Source organism: uncultured Bacillus sp., assembly GCF_958411575.1.
Lineage (GTDB): Bacteria > Bacillota > Bacilli > Bacillales > Bacillaceae > Bacillus > Bacillus spizizenii.
The window spans coordinates 172245-188073 of sequence record NZ_CATYRA010000006.1; the positions used below are offsets into that span (position 1 = coordinate 172245).

General features: G+C 40.0%; 18 protein-coding genes and 2 pseudogenes. 16 read left to right on the top strand and 4 right to left on the bottom strand.

Annotated features, from left to right (window positions below; all coding sequences use genetic code 11):
* Window positions 1-72 precede the first annotated feature (72 nt).
* From dapF to Q5C82_RS11925, 3 genes are all read left to right on the top strand, one after another.
* A complete protein-coding gene (gene dapF, locus Q5C82_RS11915; protein ID WP_003222916.1) occupies window positions 73-927 on the top strand; it encodes a diaminopimelate epimerase in 855 nt (284 codons plus the stop codon).
* A gap of 78 nt (window positions 928-1005) precedes the next feature.
* On the top strand, window positions 1006-1368 hold the full coding sequence (locus Q5C82_RS11920; protein WP_003222918.1) for an iron-sulfur cluster assembly accessory protein: 363 nt from the start codon (window positions 1006-1008) through the stop codon (window positions 1366-1368).
* A gap of 551 nt (window positions 1369-1919) precedes the next feature.
* Window positions 1920-2438 (top strand): GNAT family N-acetyltransferase, encoded by a 519-nt coding sequence (locus Q5C82_RS11925; protein ID WP_003222921.1) that lies wholly within the window; start codon window positions 1920-1922, stop codon window positions 2436-2438.
* Window positions 2439-2535: 97 nt separating this feature from the next.
* Here Q5C82_RS11925 and Q5C82_RS11930 read toward each other — a convergent pair.
* Window positions 2536-2641: pseudogene (locus Q5C82_RS11930) on the bottom strand (FMN-binding negative transcriptional regulator); the annotation flags it as partial.
* A 19-nt stretch (window positions 2642-2660) separates the two neighbouring features.
* Here Q5C82_RS11930 and Q5C82_RS11935 point away from each other — a divergent pair.
* The 7 genes and pseudogenes from Q5C82_RS11935 to Q5C82_RS11965 form a co-directional block, all read left to right on the top strand.
* A pseudogene (locus Q5C82_RS11935) lies at window positions 2661-2929 on the top strand (FMN-binding negative transcriptional regulator); the annotation flags it as partial.
* A 942-nt stretch (window positions 2930-3871) separates the two neighbouring features.
* Window positions 3872-4444: a hypothetical protein gene (locus tag Q5C82_RS11940; protein ID WP_003222925.1), complete on the top strand. Its 573-nt coding sequence runs from the start codon at window positions 3872-3874 to the stop codon at window positions 4442-4444.
* A 64-nt stretch (window positions 4445-4508) separates the two neighbouring features.
* A complete protein-coding gene (locus Q5C82_RS11945; protein WP_003222927.1) occupies window positions 4509-4844 on the top strand; it encodes an uberolysin/carnocyclin family circular bacteriocin in 336 nt (111 codons plus the stop codon).
* Between the two features lie 82 nt (window positions 4845-4926).
* Window positions 4927-6582: a hypothetical protein gene (locus tag Q5C82_RS11950; RefSeq protein WP_003222930.1), complete on the top strand. Its 1656-nt coding sequence runs from the start codon at window positions 4927-4929 to the stop codon at window positions 6580-6582.
* On the top strand, window positions 6575-7279 hold the full coding sequence (locus tag Q5C82_RS11955; protein ID WP_003222932.1) for an ABC transporter ATP-binding protein: 705 nt from the start codon (window positions 6575-6577) through the stop codon (window positions 7277-7279). Before Q5C82_RS11950 ends, Q5C82_RS11955 begins: the two co-directional genes overlap by 8 nt.
* A complete protein-coding gene (locus tag Q5C82_RS11960; RefSeq protein ID WP_003222935.1) occupies window positions 7276-7803 on the top strand; it encodes a stage II sporulation protein M in 528 nt (175 codons plus the stop codon). Before Q5C82_RS11955 ends, Q5C82_RS11960 begins: the two co-directional genes overlap by 4 nt.
* Window positions 7804-7819: 16 nt before the next feature.
* Window positions 7820-8041 (top strand): DUF5970 family protein, encoded by a 222-nt coding sequence (locus Q5C82_RS11965; RefSeq protein WP_003222937.1) that lies wholly within the window; start codon window positions 7820-7822, stop codon window positions 8039-8041.
* Between the two features lie 73 nt (window positions 8042-8114).
* Here the strand turns inward: Q5C82_RS11965 and guaC are convergent, their stop codons facing one another.
* A complete protein-coding gene (gene guaC / locus Q5C82_RS11970; RefSeq protein WP_013308043.1) occupies window positions 8115-9095 on the bottom strand; it encodes a GMP reductase in 981 nt (326 codons plus the stop codon).
* A 277-nt stretch (window positions 9096-9372) separates the two neighbouring features.
* Between guaC and Q5C82_RS11975 the strand changes: the two genes are divergently transcribed.
* Window positions 9373-9513: a hypothetical protein gene (locus Q5C82_RS11975; protein ID WP_003220614.1), complete on the top strand. Its 141-nt coding sequence runs from the start codon at window positions 9373-9375 to the stop codon at window positions 9511-9513.
* 39 nt (window positions 9514-9552) lie between these two features.
* Here the strand turns inward: Q5C82_RS11975 and yumC are convergent, their stop codons facing one another.
* On the bottom strand, window positions 9553-10551 hold the full coding sequence (gene yumC / locus Q5C82_RS11980; RefSeq protein ID WP_003220618.1) for a ferredoxin--NADP reductase 2: 999 nt from the start codon (window positions 10549-10551) through the stop codon (window positions 9553-9555).
* Window positions 10552-10882: 331 nt separating this feature from the next.
* Here yumC and Q5C82_RS11985 point away from each other — a divergent pair, with 331 nt between their 5' ends.
* From Q5C82_RS11985 to spsC, 4 genes are all read left to right on the top strand, one after another.
* A complete protein-coding gene (locus tag Q5C82_RS11985; RefSeq protein ID WP_032727395.1) occupies window positions 10883-12103 on the top strand; it encodes an NAD(P)/FAD-dependent oxidoreductase in 1221 nt (406 codons plus the stop codon).
* A 172-nt stretch (window positions 12104-12275) separates the two neighbouring features.
* Window positions 12276-12419 (top strand): YuiA family protein, encoded by a 144-nt coding sequence (locus Q5C82_RS11990; RefSeq protein WP_003220621.1) that lies wholly within the window; start codon window positions 12276-12278, stop codon window positions 12417-12419.
* Window positions 12420-12471: 52 nt separating this feature from the next.
* Complete coding sequence (locus Q5C82_RS11995; protein ID WP_003220624.1) at window positions 12472-12792, top strand: YuiB family protein; 321 nt, start codon at window positions 12472-12474, stop codon at window positions 12790-12792.
* Between the two features lie 103 nt (window positions 12793-12895).
* Window positions 12896-13552: a stationary phase survival protein SpsC gene (gene spsC, locus Q5C82_RS12000; RefSeq protein ID WP_079996447.1), complete on the top strand. Its 657-nt coding sequence runs from the start codon at window positions 12896-12898 to the stop codon at window positions 13550-13552.
* A 28-nt stretch (window positions 13553-13580) separates the two neighbouring features.
* Here the strand turns inward: spsC and Q5C82_RS12005 are convergent, their stop codons facing one another.
* Complete coding sequence (locus tag Q5C82_RS12005; protein ID WP_003220628.1) at window positions 13581-14057, bottom strand: divergent PAP2 family protein; 477 nt, start codon at window positions 14055-14057, stop codon at window positions 13581-13583.
* Window positions 14058-14214: 157 nt separating this feature from the next.
* Here Q5C82_RS12005 and Q5C82_RS12010 point away from each other — a divergent pair, with 157 nt between their 5' ends.
* Window positions 14215-15717 (top strand): leucyl aminopeptidase, encoded by a 1503-nt coding sequence (locus Q5C82_RS12010; RefSeq protein ID WP_003220629.1) that lies wholly within the window; start codon window positions 14215-14217, stop codon window positions 15715-15717.
* Window positions 15718-15829 lie beyond the last annotated feature (112 nt).

The window sequence follows — 15829 nt, forward strand, 5'->3', positions numbered from 1 at the left end:
GGGGGATAATTGTATTGTGTCCGTTTATAATAGCTTTTATACTAAGAAAAAGAAAAAAAGTTGGAGGCACCTATGAACTCATTTCGATTTACCAAAATGCACGGCTTGGGAAACAGCTATATCTATGTGAATCAATTTGAAGAACAGCTTCCGGAAGAAAAACTGTCTGAGATTGCGGTTCAGGTTTCTTCTGTTTATACAGGGATCGGTTCCGACGGAATGATCCTGATATGCCCTTCAGATCAAGCGCCTGTCAAAATGCGGATTTTTAATAATGACGGGTCTGAAGGGAAAAACTGCGGCAACGGCCTGCGCTGCGTCGCAAAATACGCGTATGAGCATAAGCTGGTTGAGGAAACATCTTTTCTGATTGAAACCCTCTCCGGGCTAGTGAAAGCGGAGGTTCAAGTTGAAAACGGAAAGGTGAATGTGGTCGCTGTCGATATGGGTGAACCGCGCCTGACAAAAGCCGAGCTTCCGATGCTTGGCGGCGGAGAAGAGTACACGATCAGTGAAACCATGACATTTGGTGAAGCTGAACTAACAGGCACTGCCGTTTCAATGGGAAATCCCCATATCGTTTTTCCGATCGCTGACATTGAACAGGCACCCTTGACGACACTGGGGCCGGTAATTGAGAAAGATCCGAGATTTCCGGAAGGCGTCAATGTGGAATTCGTCGAAACCGTGAATGAGCATGAATTGCATTTCCGCGTCTGGGAACGGGGATCAGGCATTACTCAGGCATGCGGGACAGGAGCTTGTGCAGCAGCCGTCGCATCTGTGTTAAACGGCGTATCAGAACGAAATCAGGACATCACGGTGCATTTAGCAGGCGGAGATTTGGTGATTAACTGGAAAGGTAACGGCCATGTGATGATGACAGGGCCGGCTGAGATCGTTTGTGAGGGTGTCTATTTCTTGTAAAACACCTTGTTTGAGAATTGGACCAATCATGTTTATAATAAAAGACAACATCCGGTTTTTAAAAGGAGGTTCACAAAGATGAGCAACCCGGTAACAATTACAGAAGCAGCAGCTTTGCATATAAAAGATATGATGAAAGAGCATGAAGAAGAAAACGCGTTTCTGCGTGTCGGCGTCAAAGGCGGCGGCTGTAGCGGCCTTTCTTATGGCATGGGCTTTGAGCATGAAAAGGGCGAATCAGACAGCATGTTTGATCAGCACGGCATCACTGTTCTTGTTGATAAAGAAAGCCTTGACATCATGAACGGCACCGTGATTGATTATAAGCAATCCATGCTTGGCGGCGGCTTCACCATCGACAATCCAAACGCCATCGCTTCATGCGGCTGCGGTTCTTCTTTTAGAACAGCGACGAATACAGGTACGCCTGAAGAGTGCTAAGCGGTAAAACCAGATATTCGAGAATGAATCGATCATCTCAACGGTTTTGGAAGGTTCCGCGATTAACCGTAAGATTATTCATGACGCTTTTCTTAGCGATAGACCATCGTTAAGGGAGGCGTTTTTATTATGGCTTAAATAAAGAAACGGCGGAAAATTTAGATTGCTTCAAAAGACAAAATTCACTTTACGCGACCTCCTTCATCTTCATTTATATTGTAAATGCAATAAAGTTGGGTTATATTTAACGTACGGTATTTTTATTGCATTTGCAATAAAAAATACATTTGAGGAGTTGATGATGAGGAAGATTCTTCATGAAATTGGAGTAGCAGCAAGGGCAATATTCGTACCTTGTCCGAATGCGTACAAACCCAGGAATCTTCAAGAAAAGTTAGCCGATATGATAAAAGTAGATCGAACTAAATATTTTTTCCAACAGAGAAAGGAAAAACGTATTTCCATTTATAAATAGAAAGAAGTATAGATAAGGACTGGAAATTTAGAAAACACGAAAAATTATTGATGATATAAAGGAGCGACATTTTTAAATGACGATAAATATACAAAAGTGCAGCAGTGAAGATTTAAAAATACTCCAAGAACTTAGTATTGAAACATTCAACGATACATTTAAAGATCAGAATTCACCTGAAAATATGAAAGCCTATCTGGAAAGTGCATTTAACGCTAAACAGTTGGAAAAGGAATTATCCAATACGTCTTCACAGTTCTTTTTTGTTTATTTTCATCATGAAGTCGCTGGATATTTAAAGGTCAACACCGATGATGCTCAGTCTGAAGAAATGGGTAAAGAATCACTTGAAATTGAGAGGATTTATATAAAGAACAAATTTCAAAAACATGGGCTTGGCAAACATCTATTAAACAAAGCTATGGAAATTGCCTTGGAACGTAATAAAAAGAAAGTCTGGCTGGGCGTATGGGAAAAAAATGAAAATGCCATTGCTTTTTATAAGAAAATGGGGTTTGTTCAAATTGGAGCCCACTCTTTTTATATGGGTGATGAAGAACAAACGGATTTAATCATGGCTAAAACACTCATCTAACTTTTTCAGGGGTGGACGATGTTGTATTATTCCAAAATATTATAAGGTCAAAACTGCTAATGAAATTTGTATTTTTGTACAAGAAATTACTTTCCAACATGTGCGTATCCTGATAATTCCACGCGGAACATTTCGAGGGAATACCAAGAAGAACTCCGAAACATCACAAGCACATCTTCACAGGTTTCAAATGTTCTCCATTTTTAGAGAAGGATGAATTTAAAAGAATTAACAATAATGGTGGAAAAATACAAAAAACATCGTGAAAATCCTGTTTTATGGGATAAACTTTCTCCGCATATCTTAGAAAGTGAACTGAAAGGTATAGTTGGTTTTAATATTAAGGTGGAAAAAATTTAGGCAGCCATATAAATTAGGCCAAAAACGAAATGAAATGGATTATTTGAACATTAATGATCTATTACAAAATAAAGTAAAATACAAATTCAAAACAAATAGAAGAATTGATGGAAAAGAGATTTAAAAAGTAAATATATGCCCACTCTCATTAAATCCTCAGAAGAAAGAATTAAATAACAGAAAAGGAGCTGTCATATTGGCAGCTTTTCTTCAGATTTTGAAAGATTGTACTTAAAGTAAACGGAGGCGTTAAACAGTATGGGGATAACAACGCTTATCATTCAGGTAAAGTTTATGTATTATCTCGTTGGTAGGGGTACTCGACATTGACAATTTAAAAGAATAAATCGTGAAAATTATATAAACATTGATATAGCGTGTTTTCATCAACCGTAAACTGATCGTCTGCGGCTCTTCTTCTACTGCCAAAACGACGGTACGCCGAAGAGTGCTAGACTATTTTAAGATAGCTTTTATTATTTTCGCAAAAAGTAAGGGGATACATATGCCGAGAGGAAACATCATTAAAATCAAGTGACTTAGAATGAGTGATGCTGAACAGGACTTTGTTCAGATGAACGAAAGCCGCACATTTTTTAAACAGTTTGCAATGTCGAGAAAAGAGCATTTTTAAGCCGAGAAAGCGGGCTTAAATAAAGAAGATATAGCGAAAAAAATGTAAAGTTAAATGGAAAAACAGGAGAACTATCGGGAGCCGACTATATTTCATCCGGAGGATATATAAACTATATCCTTTTTTTATTTTGTCACTACTGTGCTTCTCACCCCTTCAATTCATTCTTCTTTTCTTTAATACACTCAAACTAATCTTTTGTTAATAAAAGACTGTTTAATGATATCGTTCGCATTTTTTATGTTTGTCCAAGTAATCCTATTTGTAAATATAAATAAAAAGAAAAGGCCTTTAGAACTGAGGTTTCGAAAGGATATTCTATTTGGTAATAGTTTTAAAGTCACTTTTTGTATAAAAAAGTGTTGATTTTTTCTTAGAAATATACTAAATTGTAAAAGTATAGAATAGATAATTTATTTTGTAAGAAAAGGATGATATTATGATAGGTCAATTGAGTAATAAAAAAATAATTTTAAGTTCTTTTTTCATAATTTTGATCTGTTCATTACTCTTCCAATTTAGTATTTCAGATAAGGTTTTACACATATATTACTCTTCTGTCGGAGAAAATGCCTACGATATCGGGGAGAAAAGTGTGCGTACAATTGTCATGTTTCTCCAAGGCTTTATGATCTTTACAACTTTCATAGAGATTCTAATTGGCGGATTTATATTATTTATTGTTGCTTTTATTCTTGGTTCAAAGAAACCAAAAAAAACGTATTTGCTTCTATATACATTAACTTCTTTAATTTCGGCATTTAAAATGTTAATTCTTTCAGTTGTTAACTATTTGACTGCCGATTCCTCACTTATATATTCTGCCAGCGGTACTGAATTAAGTTTACAGCTGCTGGACCCATTTTTGCTTATATCAATTGCAGCTCTATATGTTGCTGCAGGGAAACTTACTGAACTCGACAAAAGCAAAAGAATAATTTTGACGGGTTGTTTTGTTTTAATAAAGCTCTTTAATATTTTCTTTAATTACTTTATGGTGGATAAAATTTAGCTCGGGAGAGAGTAATTTAGCTAAATTTTATTATATATGAAAAAGAAGAATAGGAGATGTTATGATGAACTTAGTAAAATCTAATAAAAAATCTTTCGTTTTATTTGGCGCTGCTCTTGCTGCAGCAACATTGGTTTATGCACTTTTATTAACTGGTACAGAATTAAATGTGGCGGCGGCTCATGCATTCTCAGCTAACGCTGAATTAGCATCGACTCTTGGAATCTCTACAGCAGCGGCTAAAAAAGCAATTGATATCATTGATGCAGCATCAACAGTTGCGTCTATCATTTCTCTAATTGGTATTGTTACAGGTGCAGGTGCTATTTCTTATGCAATTGTTGCAACAGCAAAATCAATGATTAAGAAATACGGCAAAAAATATGCAGCCGCTTGGTAAAATCAATCAATAAATAATTGCTCTTTTTGTACAAGCTGCAAAAAGAGCCTCTCTCCCAAATACATATGTAAGGATTGAAAGTATGATAGGAAAACAAATTGCAGCTCTTATCAAGTATAATACTCTGTCATCGTTTCGGAAAAGAAAGGAAGATTGGGGAATTCCCCAACTAAGCAATAAGCTACTGTCTACTATTATTATTTCTTTATTATGTTTTTATTTCATTTTAATAGGATGCGGTGTTGTATTCGGAACGAAACTGATTAATCTGCCTGTCAGCGCCTGGGGTCAATTTGTTTTAATAGCAGTTTCACTGGAGCAATTATTTTGGGCATCCGGTTTCTTTAAAGAAAATCATCATGCATTTCTTCTGGATACACGTAAAGTCATTCATCAATTAAAAAAGGTTCGTTTTTTACAACTGTTTTCTGTTTTTGTCAGTCAGGCACTCAAAAAAACCATTATCATATGGTATCTTTTTGTTTTTCCTGTTTTTTTATTTTTAAGCACTGTTGGGTTGTCTAAATCTAAAACAGCTATCGTATTTCTCTTAGGCCTAGTTTATTTTTTCTTTAGTTTATTTTTATCAATGCTGTTTTCGTATATTGGTTATGTTCTTACAAATATTTGGAGTAAGTTGTTTTACTTGAAGATCATGAAGGGGATTTTATTTAGCCTCAGTTTGTTGGTTCCACTTGCAGTTGGATATGCTGTTTATCTTTTCGTATTTGGGGACTATACAATAAAGGATATTTCAGGGTTTATGGAATCACCTGCTTTTAGAAACATATTAATGAACACGCCGTATGTATTTTTAGCAATGCGTTCCCACTCTGTTTTGGTCTTCGCTGGGGTGTTTGCTGGTGCAGTCCTTTTGGCGGTGGGGCTGTTTAAGTTGTGGGCCGCTACCCTGAAGAAAATGGATCTTATACCTTATATGCATTTAACAAAAGCTGATTATGCACCAAAGCTGAAATTGCATAGTGAAAATAAAATATTTCATGCTGTTTTCCAAAAGGATCTATTATTCCTATCGAGAATTGACGGGTTTTTTATTAGAAACTTTGGTAGCATGCTTTATCTGTTCATGTTATTTCTCGGTTTTTGTATTCCGCTCCTCTCTCATCATTTTACTGGCTATTCGACAGCGGCAATTGTAACAGCTTCGGTCATTATTGCTAACTTTTCTTATCAGCTTGTTGGAGATGCACTAAAAACTGTATTGTCAATTGATGGAGAAATAAAAAATCAGCACTTGTTTCATTGGAATATCAAAAATGCTTGGCAATTGGTACTTCCGAAAGTATGTATTTATAATCTTGCAGCTTTTATATATTCATTTATAATTTCCATTTTGATAACAGTGTTTTTTCCGTCTTCTGCTGCGCTTGCGATATACTTGTTTATTGTATTTTTATGTTCAGGTTTTTTATACAGCCTTGTCCAAATTTCAAGCACTGCCCTGTATCCCAAGAAAAACTGGGAACATTTATACGAAATTGGAGAAGCGGGGAAGGCAAAGACCTATAACAACTTATACAGTGCTTTGATTTTCATTGTGTCACTTCAAATCGCAGCAATCACGTCGTATTTTATTTATAAAAAACCAGAACTTGAAACACTAATCATTCATTCTTCTTCAAGTATTTTTATCCTGTTTACTCTATTAAACTATGGAGTCATGTTTCTTTTTCTTCGAAGAATCAATATGGCGGAAAGGTTTGCGAACAATGATTAGATTAGAAAATATACAAAAAAACTATAGTGAAAAACCGGTGTTAAGAGATATTTCTTTTGAAGTAAAAAAAGGGTCAATCTATGCTTTGCTGGGGACAAATGGGGTCGGGAAAACAACGACTTTAAAAATTATTTCTGGCTTACTTAATCCGACTTCAGGGTGCGTCATGATTGATGGTAAGGAATTGGATTCAGAGCAGGGAGGACAACTGTCAGCTGATATTGGTTTTGTACCTGATCATGCCTTTTTATATGATTATTTAACGGGAGTCGAATACTTGCGTTTTACTGCCGAAATGTTTCAAGTTCCGTCTCAGCAGGCAAATGATTACATTGACAAAATGTTAGAGAAGCTGAAGCTTGCTCAAGATGGAAATCAGCTTATTAAAACATATTCACATGGAATGAAACAAAAATTATCAATAGCAGCCGCACTCATTCATCAGCCTAAAATCTTAATTCTTGACGAACCCCTGACAGGCATTGATTTAATCAGCGGCAAGACGATACGCATGTTGTTAAGGGAGTACGTCAAAAAAGGAAATACGGTTTTGTTATCGACTCACTTGCTGGAACTGGCCCATTCTTTGTGTGATACGATTGGTATTATTCATGAAGGGACTTTTGCGGCTGAGTATCAATCATCAAAATATTCATTAGAAGAAATTGAAGAACTGGCTGAGAGTATTTATACATGATGAATCGAATCTCATCGTCAATCAAGATGTCGTTCATTCCGTTAACCGCATCATTGCTGTTTTTTTTAGGCGGTGTTATCGTTGCAATATTTTCTGATCAGTTTTTTTCAACAGCCCCCTATAATGGTTCGTCAGGCGCAGTTGAATTGTTAAAGAATAATGCAATGGCTTGTCTGTTTTTAGCGGCAGGTTTTTTTACTTTTGGCTTAACCTCGATCTTTTATTTATTCACCAATGGATTTATTTTAAGCGGCTCAATTATAGAAAATCTGCATAATGGGGTCCCTTTATATCAGATTATTTTACTGCTAATTCCTCATGGTATATTTGAAGTTCCTGCGTTATTATTAAGTGGCGCCATTGGTTTTAAGGGGATTGAATTGGTCATTAGGCTATGCTTTTCTAAGGAAAAAAAGGTAATGACCTCTACCTTTACGCATATCGGAATTTTGATACTGGTTATTATGTGTTTACTAATCGCCGCTGCAATTGTAGAAGCTTATATCACACCAATATTTAAGTAAAAGGGGCAGAAATCATATGAGAAGCAAGTTATCATTGATCGGTGTGCCGATTGTTATGATTATCGGTTATATCATTTCTTTATCCTTTGAGTGGTTATTTCCTGTTCTTACATTTGGAGTAGCTGGATTATATCTATTTATATTTGCTCCAATACATAATAAACTCATTCGTTACTTTTTTTTATTTGTTTTTCTGATTAATCTTTTATCGAGTGTTGCTCTCTATTTGAAAGTTTAGCAAAAAAATGACATTCAGTTTATGAATGTCATTTTTTTATCTTTTTTTGAGAAGTCCACTTTGGTTTTTTTGTTTAAAACTTGTCACCATTAAAAATAGAGTTTTTCACGATAACGTAATCGACATTTCGAATAGCTTCGAGTTTGTTCCCGCCTGCATAAGAAATAGCAGACTGTAGATCCTGCTCCATTTCAATCAGCGTATCCTTGATTGAGCCTTTATGCGCCACGTGCATTTTTTTGCCTTCTACATTTTTCTTTTCGCCTTTTTGGAATTCAGAGGCTGAGCCGAAGTACTCTTTGTAGAGCTTTCCATCTTTTTCGATCGTTTGGCCTGGTGATTCTTCGTGCCCGGCGAATAGTGAACCGATCATGACCATCGTTGCGCCGAATCTGATTGATTTTGCGATGTCGCCATGTGTGCGGATTCCGCCATCCGCGATAATCGGTTTGCTGGCTGCTTTGGCACACCAGCGTAGCGCCGCTAATTGCCAGCCCCCTGTGCCGAAGCCGGTTTTGATTTTCGTAATACATACTTTTCCCGGTCCGATGCCGACCTTAGTGGCATCCGCTCCCGCATTTTCTAGTTCTCTGACTGCTTCCGGCGTTCCGACATTGCCGGCAATGACAAAGCTGTCCGGCAAATGTTTTTTGAGGTGCTGGATCATTTCAATGACGGCATTAGAGTGCCCGTGAGCAATGTCAATTGTCACATATTCAGGAGTCAGATTTTCTTCTGCCAGCTGGCGGACAAATTCGTACTCCTCATCTTTGACGCCCACGCTGATAGAAGAGAATAATCCGCGTGCGTTCATATCTTTAATAAAATCAATTCGTGTTTCAGGTTCAAATCGGTGCATCACATAAAAGTAGCCATTTTCGGCTAATTGAATGGCTAGCTTTTCATCTATAATCGTCTGCATATTGGCAGGAACGACGGGCAATTTAAATGTACGTTCGCCTAAACGTACGGATGTATCACATTCTGAACGGCTGTTTACAATGCATTTTGCAGGAATTAGCTGAATATCTTCGTAATCAAATACGTTTTCCATGGTTTTCACTCCTAAAAACGAATGTTTTAAACGATAATATATAAAATGTTCGTCTTCTATAATGTACTCTGTTTTATTTAGGATGTCAAACGTTTTTATTTGCTGGCATGTATGTTCAAGTGTCGAAGCTTGTCATGCTCCGTGAGTTTGGGTATCATAGTCTTAACGAAAAGTCTTAGAGAGCGGATTAAAACGCGAATGATATACGTTCAGCAAAGCTTGGTCGTTCAGCACCAGGCTTTCTTTATGAGATGGACATATGAAAGGAGCGAATCAAATGACTCAAAACGAAGGAAAAACACCGAAGTCCCAAAAGATCCAAGACCGCATTATCATGACAATGATCTGGATCGTCGCAGCCCTTGTGATTGCGCTAGTTATTGGAACTGCGATGAACTATATAAATATCTTCAAATAAAAAAAGGAGCTGTGTCGCTGACACAAACTCCTTTTTTTATTACTTATTTTCAAAAAGACTTGTTGAGTGAAGAGGCTGTACGCGGGCTTTCGGATCCATGTAAGCCTTGGCGTTGTTCACTGCTGTCGGAGCTTCCCCGAAGCCGCTTGCGATCAGGTTGACTTTTCCTTCGTATGTGCAAATGTCACCTGCAGCAAAGAAGCCTTCGATATTTGTTTCCATTGTTGATTTGACGACAATAGAATTTTTCTCGATGTCCAGACCCCAGTTTTTAATCGGGCCAAGAGATGAAACGAAACCGTAGTTGACGATTAAGTCATCGATTTCTAAAATCTCTTTGCGATCGCCTTTTACTTCTTCAAGCACAAGCTGTTCAATTTTATCTTCCCCGATCAGCTCCGCAGGGACGAATGGTGTTAGGACATTAACCTTCGATGCATGAAGGTTTTCCACACTGTGCTCGTGCGCGCGGAACTTATCGCGGCGGTGAATGATGGATACTTCTTTTGCGATCGGTTCAAGCATTAGCGCCCAGTCAACCGCTGAATCTCCTCCGCCAAGGATCGCAACGCGTCTGCCGGCGAATTTTTGCAAATCGTCAACGAAGTAGTGAAGGTTTTTGCCTTCATACTGTTCGGCATTTTCAAGTTCCAGCTTTCTCGGTTTGAATGCGCCGTTTCCTGCAGTGATGATGACTGTTTTAGAATAGTGAGTTTCTTCATTTGTCACAAGCTTAAACACGCCGTCTGCTTGTTTTTCAACAGATTCAACCGCTTGCTCCAGACAAATGGTTTGGTCGAATTTCGCCATTTGCTCTTTTAGGTTATTGATTAGCTCTTGTGCGCGGATTTTCGGGAAGCCCGCTACATCGTATATATATTTCTCAGGGTATAGGGCGCTAAGTTGTCCGCCGAGCTGAGGCAGGCTTTCGATAATTTTGACGCTTGCCTGTCTCATGCCTCCGTAAAAAGCGGTGAATAAGCCGACCGGTCCCCCGCCTATAATTGTAATATCATAAACCTTTGTATCCTCTCGCATACGAAAATTGCCTCCTAAATGAAAATTGTTATTAATTATACCATATTGCCGTTTAAATTGACGAGTCAGCAGAAAAAATCGTAAGTGTATCGCGTGCGCATCCATTCTTGAAAATATTTCCTCAGGCCGATACGATGATAACCAAATGATTTGATCTTTTTCTGAATGTTTCCTAGGCCAGCCGGATAAATATGATAGTAGTGCTATGCGTGAGGACTTCATAAAAAACTTTTCAATATATTTCATAAAATCCCGCCAATAAGCTGAAGCTAACACAAATGATGATTTTATTATGCGTCTAACAAAAGCAAAAAAAGAGAAGGTGGATGTGATGGCATTGAATAAGCCCAAGATCGTGATTTTAGGTGCTGGATATGGCGGATTGATGACGGTAACTAGGCTGACAAAGTTTGTCGGACCGAATGATGCTGATATTACGCTTGTGAATAAACACAATTATCATTATGAAACGACATGGATGCATGAAGCGAGCGCGGGTACGCTCCATCATGACCGCTGCCGTTATCAGATAAAAGATGTAATCAACCAGTCGCGGGTCAATTTTGTACAGGATACCGTAAAGGCAATCAAAATTGATGAGAAAAAAGTTGTGCTTGCGAATGGAGAGCTGCAGTACGATTATTTAGTCATCGGACTCGGCGCGGTGCCCGAAACGTTCGGTATTAAAGGTTTGAAAGAATATGCGTTTCCGATCGCCAACATCAACACGTCGCGTCTGCTGCGGGAACATATTGAGCTACAGTTTGCGACTTATCATACGGAAGCGGAAAAACGGCCGGACAGGTTAACGATCGTTGTAGGCGGAGCCGGGTTTACGGGAATTGAATTTCTTGGCGAGCTGGCAGCCCGCGTGCCTGAGCTCTGCAAGGAGTATGACGTTGATAGGAGTCTCGTCCGCATAATTTGTGTAGAAGCAGCGCCGACCGTTTTGCCTGGCTTTGATCCTGAGCTTGTTGATTACGCCGTACATTATCTTGAGGAAAATGGAGTTGAGTTCAAGATCGGCACGGCTGTACAAGAATGTACACCGGAAGGAGTCAGAGTCGGGAAAAAAGATGAAGAACCTGAGCAAATCAAATCGCAAACCGTTGTATGGGCGGCAGGTGTCCGAGGCCATCCGATTGTGGAGGAAGCCGGTTTTGAAAATATGCGCGGCCGGGTCAAAGTCAATCCTGACCTTCGCGCACCCGGACATGACAATGTCTTCATTCTCGGCGACAGCTCGCTATTTATGAATGAAGATACGGAGCGCCCGTATCCGCCGACTGCGCAAATTGCGATGCAGCAGGGAATAACGGTTGCTAAGAACCTTGGCAGGCTCATTAAAGGAGGAGAGCTTGAGCAATTCAAGCCGGACATTAAAGGAACAGTGGCTTCTCTTGGCGAGCATAACGCGGTAGGGGTCGTTTATGGCAGAAAGCTGAAAGGCACACCGGCTTCGTTTATGAAAAAAGTCATCGATAACCGCTCGCTGTTTTTGATCGGCGGACTCGGACTGACGCTGAAAAAAGGTAAGTTCAAGTTTTTCTAAAAACCCGCGAAAGCGGGTTTTCTTTATTAAAAAACGCTAAAATAAAAAGATAACGCGAGGAAAACGAGTATGTTTCCGCTTACATCAAAAGATTTGTCACATGATCTGACTTTATTGTTGACAGCTTGATATGATATATTATCAGAAAATTAAGAAAAAGGGTGATGATCTGATGAAAACTGCAACGACAACCGCTTCACATGCATGCCCATTTTGCTCAGGGAAAGGGTATTTTCAATTGATCCTCGGTGGTTCAGAAACTTGTCCGTCTTGCCAGGGGACAGGAAAAGACAATCATTCTTTTTCCAGCCGTTGACTTTATTTCAGCCCCCGCGTTACACTAAAAACATCGCAGGGGGTGGGATAGGTTGATTAGTCTGCCAGTCGTAATCATCTCAATTGTTTTGTTTTTTGTCTTGTTTTTTGGAATCGGTTTCTTATTAAACATGCTGCTGAGAATGTCTTGGATTATGGCTGTGATTTATCCGATTGTATGCCTTTTCATTATTAGCAAAGAAAAGCTGATCAGCTATATTCAGGCGCCGGGAGAATCCTTTGCCGGCCTGTTTCATCGTGTCGTATCATTAGCGGCTGCCGATGTGCTGATTTTAGCCAGCGGTTTGGCTGGCGCCATCGTGTCCGGTATAGCGATCAACATGCTCAGAAAAAGAGGATATCAAATGTTTTAAATGCCGCTTTCTTCTAAAGAAAGCTTTTTTTGTGCTCTCTGTTCATTCGCCATTTTGAATATTGCTCTCTCCAATTGGGAACAATGATTCGGAGGAGAGGTGAATGATGTTGAATATGATCAGACGTTTGCTAATGACCTGTTTATTTCTGCTTGCATTTGGCACGACATTTTTATCAGTGTCAGGAATCGAAGCGAAGGACTTGTCAAGATGGGTGCAGGAGCATCAAGAAAAGCACTTGAAGCATGCAGGACTGACATTAAAAGCAATGCAGCAGAAAAAAACACAAACCATGTCAGCGGACAAGGATAAAACAAAACCATTAGAAGAAGCATTTGACTGGGATGAGTATCCGGTCCAAAGAGTAACAGCAACAGGCTACACAGCAGGAGCTGAGTCGACGGGCAAAAATCCCGGTGATCCATTATACGGGCTTACATATTCAGGTGTGAAAGTGAAACGGGATTTATACTCCACGGTTGCCGCTGATCCGTCCGTTTTTCCGATCGGCACGATTTTATTCATTCCGAACTACGGTCTCGGAGTTGTGGCCGATACAGGATCAGCTATTAAGGGAAACCGCCTTGATCTGTACTTTGAAACCGTCAAAGATGTGTACAATGAATGGGGCAAAAAAACCCTTGATGTATATGTGATTAAAAAGGGAACGGGAAAGGTCACCGAGGATGAACTTGAGAAGCTCAATGAAACAAAATCTTTGCAGGTGTTCAGAAATCAATATAAAACTGTGAAAGAATAAAACGCTCCAGCCACTGCTGGAGCGTTTTTTACATGAAAAAGTAAGCGAGTATCAATGTCAGTAAAACACCTGTTAAGCCTCCGAAAAAAACCTCGATTGGCTGATGTCCGAGAAGCTCTTTCAGCTTTTTTTGCTTTTCTTTATCTTCGGCTTTTGGGAAGTCCTTTGCTTCATTTACGAGGCGGTTAAAATCAATGACAAGCTTATTGAGGACTGTTGCCTGCTCACCTGCGTGACGTCTGACACCAGTAGCGTCAAACATGGTAATGACGGCGAAAATGGCGGAAACCGCAAAGAGAGAGGAGCCTAATCCATGATCCAAAGCTACGCCTGTAGAAAGTGCGGTGACCGCCGCGGAGTGAGAGCTCGGCATGCCGCCTGTGCTTGTGACCAGCGACCAGTCCAGTTTTCTGGACACGATAAACTGTATGGGCACTTTGATGACCTGAGCAAAAATAATCGCGGCCAGGCTTGATAATAAAGGAAAATTCGTTAAAAGTTCCATCGGCGACATCCTTTCTATTTAAAAAATCCTTCGTGTTTCAAAAGAAAAAAGCAAGTCTTAGACTGTTGTTTGATAAAATAAGTGTAATGGAAAGAATGTTTTTCCTATTATACCATTGTTCATTACAAATACCCATTACGTTAGGAGTGTAAGCCTCATGTTTTATGCGGTTCAGCAATTAGAGCATACAGAAACCCTTATAGTCGGGCTTTTTCAAAAAAGCCAGTTGACAGGCAAAGCATTGGAAATTGATGAAATGCTGGAAGGCCACCTGACACAGCTTTTAAAAGATGGTGATGTCTCTTCGAAACCGAATCAAGTATCAAAAGTATTCCCTCCATCTTCTGCGGGTATGAAACGGATTTATTTCGTTGGTCTGGGGAGAGAAGCGAATTATTCATTTGAACAGGCGAAGGAACGTTTTGCCCATGTTTTTCAAGCCATTCACAAAGACCGAAAACAAGAAGCGGCAGTCCTGCTTGACACGTTTATTTCGGAAGACGTACCTCCAGCCGATGCCGCTCAAGCTTTAGCTGAGAGCTGCCTGCTTGCGTCCTATGAGGTGCAGGATTATAAGCACAAATCAAATGAGCCTGACAAACAAATTGAAGCTGTGTATGCCGTCACAGAGGAAGATACACAAGAAGTGCAGGCGGGACTTCGTGTCGGCCAGGCCTACGGGCAAGGGGCAAATTCGGCTAGAACGCTTGTAAATATGCCGGGAAACATGCTGACAGCGACTGACCTCGCTTCTTATGCAGAAGAGCTTGCGGCGAAATATGATTTTGAGTGTGAGATATTGGAGAAATCAGAGATGGAAGAGCTCGGTATGGGCGGAATACTTGCGGTAAACCAAGGCTCGATCGAACCCCCAAAAATGATTGTTTTGAAGTACCAGGGCAAAAATGATTGGGAAGATGTCGTAGGACTTGTCGGAAAAGGGATTACCTTTGACACAGGCGGCTATTCCATTAAAACGAAATCTGGAATTGTCGGCATGAAATCTGATATGGGAGGAGCTGCTGCGGTTCTCGGTGCTATGGAAACCATCGGAGAGCTTCGTCCCGAGCAAAACGTGCTGGCTGTTATTCCGTCAACCGATAATATGATCTCCGGCGGGGCGATGAAGCCTGATGATGTCATCGTATCATTAAGCGGAAAAACAATTGAAATCCTCAATACGGATGCTGAAGGAAGGCTTGTGCTAGCAGATGGCATTACATACGCGAAACAGCATGGCGCGTCAGTTCTTGTTGATGTGGCTACGCTTACCGGCGGCGTCGTTGTGGCATTAGGAACAGAAACGACTGGCGCTATGACAAATGATCAAAGCTTTTATCAGCAGGTAGCTGATGCTGCACAAGAGTGCGGCGAGGCGATCTGGCAGTTGCCGATAACAGAGAAGGATAAAAAGCGCGTGAAAAGCAGCCAAATGGCGGATCTTAGCAATTCGCCGGGACGTGAAGGACATGCGATTATGGCAGGAACGTTTCTTGGTGAATTTGCTGAAACAACGCCTTGGGTTCATCTTGATATTGCGGGTACAGCTACTTCCAATAAAGCAACCTGCTTCGGGCCGTCCGGGGCTACCGGCGTAATGGCCAGAACACTTGCTACACTTGCGGAACGATTTACATGGGAAGAAGATAAAAGCGAATAATGTTAAATCCCTGCTGCGGAATGCAGCGGGGATTTTTTCTTCTGAAATCTTTAGTTGACTAAAGTACATCGATTATGATACGATACGTTCGTACTTTATTTATCTACTACAT

Bases quoted from the DNA above. Each gene is read 5' to 3' on its own strand.
- Q5C82_RS11920 (WP_003222918.1), top strand. From the start codon at position 1,006: ATGAGCAACCCGGTAACAATTACAGAAGCAGCAGCTTTGCATATAAAA.
- Q5C82_RS11960 (WP_003222935.1), top strand. From the start codon at position 7,276: ATGATGAATCGAATCTCATCGTCAATCAAGATGTCGTTCATTCCGTTA.
- Q5C82_RS11940 (WP_003222925.1), top strand. From the start codon at position 3,872: ATGATAGGTCAATTGAGTAATAAAAAAATAATTTTAAGTTCTTTTTTC.
- Q5C82_RS11965 (WP_003222937.1), top strand. From the start codon at position 7,820: ATGAGAAGCAAGTTATCATTGATCGGTGTGCCGATTGTTATGATTATC.
- Q5C82_RS11955 (WP_003222932.1), top strand. From the start codon at position 6,575: ATGATTAGATTAGAAAATATACAAAAAAACTATAGTGAAAAACCGGTG.
- guaC (WP_013308043.1), bottom strand. From the start codon at position 9,095: ATGGAAAACGTATTTGATTACGAAGATATTCAGCTAATTCCTGCAAAA.
- Q5C82_RS11950 (WP_003222930.1), top strand. From the start codon at position 4,927: ATGATAGGAAAACAAATTGCAGCTCTTATCAAGTATAATACTCTGTCA.
- Q5C82_RS11975 (WP_003220614.1), top strand. From the start codon at position 9,373: ATGACTCAAAACGAAGGAAAAACACCGAAGTCCCAAAAGATCCAAGAC.
- yumC (WP_003220618.1), bottom strand. From the start codon at position 10,551: ATGCGAGAGGATACAAAGGTTTATGATATTACAATTATAGGCGGGGGA.
- spsC (WP_079996447.1), top strand. From the start codon at position 12,896: ATGATGTTGAATATGATCAGACGTTTGCTAATGACCTGTTTATTTCTG.
- Q5C82_RS11945 (WP_003222927.1), top strand. From the start codon at position 4,509: ATGAACTTAGTAAAATCTAATAAAAAATCTTTCGTTTTATTTGGCGCT.
- Q5C82_RS12005 (WP_003220628.1), bottom strand. From the start codon at position 14,057: ATGGAACTTTTAACGAATTTTCCTTTATTATCAAGCCTGGCCGCGATT.
- Q5C82_RS11925 (WP_003222921.1), top strand. From the start codon at position 1,920: ATGACGATAAATATACAAAAGTGCAGCAGTGAAGATTTAAAAATACTC.
- Q5C82_RS12010 (WP_003220629.1), top strand. From the start codon at position 14,215: ATGTTTTATGCGGTTCAGCAATTAGAGCATACAGAAACCCTTATAGTC.
- Q5C82_RS11990 (WP_003220621.1), top strand. From the start codon at position 12,276: ATGAAAACTGCAACGACAACCGCTTCACATGCATGCCCATTTTGCTCA.
- Q5C82_RS11985 (WP_032727395.1), top strand. From the start codon at position 10,883: ATGGCATTGAATAAGCCCAAGATCGTGATTTTAGGTGCTGGATATGGC.
- dapF (WP_003222916.1), top strand. From the start codon at position 73: ATGAACTCATTTCGATTTACCAAAATGCACGGCTTGGGAAACAGCTAT.